The sequence below is a fragment of the Paracoccus rhizosphaerae genome (genome assembly GCF_026162645.1).
In the GTDB taxonomy this organism is placed as follows: domain Bacteria; phylum Pseudomonadota; class Alphaproteobacteria; order Rhodobacterales; family Rhodobacteraceae; genus Paracoccus; species Paracoccus rhizosphaerae.
The window spans coordinates 1-3,020 of record NZ_JAOTBE010000133.1; the positions used below are offsets into that span (position 1 = coordinate 1).

Below are 3,020 nucleotides of genomic sequence, written 5' to 3' on the forward strand. Positions count from 1 at the left end.
TGGCCGGACGCTCTGGCGGAAGTGGTCAGGCTACCACCGACGAAGCCGCATGGAGGCGAAGATGAACTGCATGAAGCTGCTCGGCCAGAAGCTCATGTCCCGCGACTTCGACCGCCAGACCACCGAACTCCAAGTCCGCATCGCCATCCTCAACCGCTTCACCGCACTCGGCATTCCCGTCACGCAGCCCGTCGGCTGACTTCAGACGGGAAAGGGGAAATCTGATCTTCAAACGCTTCATGCAACAGCGCCGGCAAACGCCCATCGACGCGCTCAAGGACTGGCAGAAACAAAGACCGGAGCTCTTCAAGAAGCGGCCCTGCAATCACGTGGGATGTGACAGCTACTTCCTTTTCTATGCTCGTGTGCGGCTGAGGTCTCCTAGCCTTGTCACGTCCCATGATCTGAGCCGGGTGCAGCAACAGATGCCGTGGGGGCGGTCACATCATCAATGCCCGTCTAATGCTGTTTGCTGAAAAGGATCTGGTCGCCGTTGACAGAGGCCAGCGGACAAGGTTGTTTACGCCTATTCCAGCGATGCAAGGAATGATCCGTCTGGCATTTCATGCTAAATGACGCTTAGAGCATTGCAAGGCAGGGGTCCGCATGAATCGTAGATCTGCAGTCGAAGCACTGCTTTTAGGTGCTGGAGGCATGGTTGCCGTCGCAATTGGTTGGCGCCATCATCGGCGTACCCGGTTGCCCCGCGCATTGGCAATGACACCGCGTTCAGCGCTACCAGTTCCAGGACGTATTGATACAGTCTTTCATTTGGGCCACAGCCTCGTCGGGTCCAATATGCCCGCGATACTGGCGCAAATGGGAGGGCACAGTTATGCTAGCCAACTAGGTTGGGGCACGACGCTTCAGGCGCATTGGACCGAAGGCGATGCCTTGCCAGGGTACGAGCTTCACGCCAGCCCGGACCGCAGCCACGTTCCCGCACGTCAGGCGCTGTCCGCACCCGGCATCGACGTTCTGGTGATGACAGAGATGGTCGAGATCCAGGAAGCGTTACGCTGGTTCGACAGCCCGCATTGGCTGGCAAAATGGGCGGCCCTCGCCCGCCAGGGAAATCCTGCCATCCGTATATACCTTTACGAAACTTGGCATACGCTAAATGACCCCGGCGGCTGGCTTGAACGAATCAATTACGATCTAGAGGCATATTGGCAGAGCCGCATTATTGCCCCTGCCGAGGCAGGTGGCCGCAGTGGCGAGATCTTTATAATTCCTGGCGGACAGGCGATGGCAGCAGTGGCCCTCGCTGCCGAGGCTGGCGATCTTCCCGGCCTCTCCTCACGCGAGGATTTGTTTGGGCGAAACAAGGCGGGCGAACTCGACATGATCCACATGAACGATCTGGGCGCCTATGTAGTCGCGCTGACTCATTTTACGGTTATCTATCACCAAAGCCCGCTCGGACTGCCGCACCAGTTTCTACAGGCTAATGGCACGCCTGCCAAGGCCTTTAGGCCAGAGGCAGCACGGCGCGTGCAGCAGATCGTGCGCGATGTTGTGGCCCGCCTGCCGCAGACGGGAGTTGGTCCAAGGCACCTGACCTGAGGCGGCAGGGGTTAGTCAACGGCACCGCCGAGATTAAACGCGTGGCCTGTGGCCGGTGAGGAAGGGAAAGTCCCGCTTCAACGCCAAGTTCTGTAACAATGGCAGTCTAAGGGCGGATAAATGTATTTTGAGTTATATTTTTAATCTAATGAGAATAAATAATTTCTAAATAAGAAATTCTATTTATATTATAGTATACAAACTTGGCAATAATCGATACAAACGGTGTGGAAGTGTCTCGCAGATTAGAATGGATCGACATCGCAAAGGGTATAGGGATCATACTCGTCGTCGTGGGCCACGCAGGAAGGGGGCTGTCAGGGGCAGAATTGCCAGATAGAAATGATTTTCTGCCGCTCATGGATGAAACGATCTACGCATTTCATATGCCGTTATTTTTTCTTCTTTCAGGCATCACGTTTGGCATGCGCCCACCAACTACAATTCAAGCTTCTTTGGTTAAACGACCTCAACGGTTCGTCTATACTATCATAATCTGGACCTATGCATTTCTAGCGATGCAGGCATTGGCGGGGAGCAGCTCCAACGCGGGGGGGTCATGGCAGAATCTTTTGCAAGCACCCTTGCCGCCCTTTGCACATTTCTGGTTCCTATGGGCACTATTAATTAACAGCGTAATTTTTTCCGTTCTGCAAATGGCACTTCGCCATATTTTATCGGATCTAAAGTTTTGGAGCGGCGCTGTAATTGTAAGTGGAGCTATAGATTTTGCAGTTGATGTGCCACAAAAAATTGTGCCGTGGGTTGCCCCGGCGTTGAATTACAGTTTAGTGTTTGCGATTGGAGGACTGATTGGGGCTACCCCGTTAGTCCGTGCAGTACCAAGCTTAAAGATCGCATTGTTTGGAAGTTTTCTTTTTGTATCCAGTCTTTGGATACGTGTAACTATTGATTTACCCATAAACCAAACAATTGGCGGACTTTTTATATCTATTTTTTTTATCTTCCCGATAATCTTAATTTCAAATTGCTTTGGTAAATCATTTCCGGGCAGAGTACTTGCCTTTTTGGGAGTGATTTCTTTGGCAGTATACGTAATGCATACAATGTTTAGCGCCTTCATGCGAATATTTCTCATAAAGGCAGGGTATACTGACCTAACACTACATCTTGTACTGGGAGTTTTAATCGGCATTATGGGGCCTTTAACCTTTTATCTCGCGGCACGTCGTCTTAATATATTACACGTTACCGGTTTGGCGTAGGTACTTTCGCCTGTAGGTGTATTTTTACTTTATTGGAGCTTTTGGCTTTGATGATATGACCGCTCCCCTGTGTAGATCGTTGCAGATCCACCTTGGCACATAGATGCGGCGTTGTTGCGTAACTCTGACGTGGGACGATTCACATCGCGAACCCGTGCGGTTAGACGGGTCGCATGAGTAAGCCTCCACCCGCCCGCTACCGCACGACGAACTGGTCCAGCTATAACG

General features: G+C 52.0%; 2 protein-coding genes and 1 pseudogene. All 3 read left to right on the forward strand.

Annotated elements, in window-relative coordinates:
• Positions 1–199 (forward strand): annotated as a pseudogene (locus OC184_RS19730) (IS5/IS1182 family transposase); the annotation flags it as partial.
• A 599-nt stretch (positions 200–798) separates the two neighbouring features.
• Entirely contained in the window at positions 799–1,566 is a 768-nt protein-coding gene (locus OC184_RS19735; RefSeq protein ID WP_265508890.1) for a hypothetical protein, read from the forward strand.
• 203 nt (positions 1,567–1,769) lie between these two features.
• Positions 1,770–2,792, forward strand: a complete 1,023-nt coding sequence (locus tag OC184_RS19740; protein WP_265508892.1) for an acyltransferase family protein — start codon at positions 1,770–1,772, stop codon at positions 2,790–2,792.
• Positions 2,793–3,020 lie beyond the last annotated feature (228 nt).

What these genes read in the sequence shown, in the direction of transcription:
- OC184_RS19735 (WP_265508890.1), top strand. Translation starts at nt 799, where the DNA reads ATGCCCGCGATACTGGCGCAAATGGGAGGGCACAGTTATGCTAGCCAA.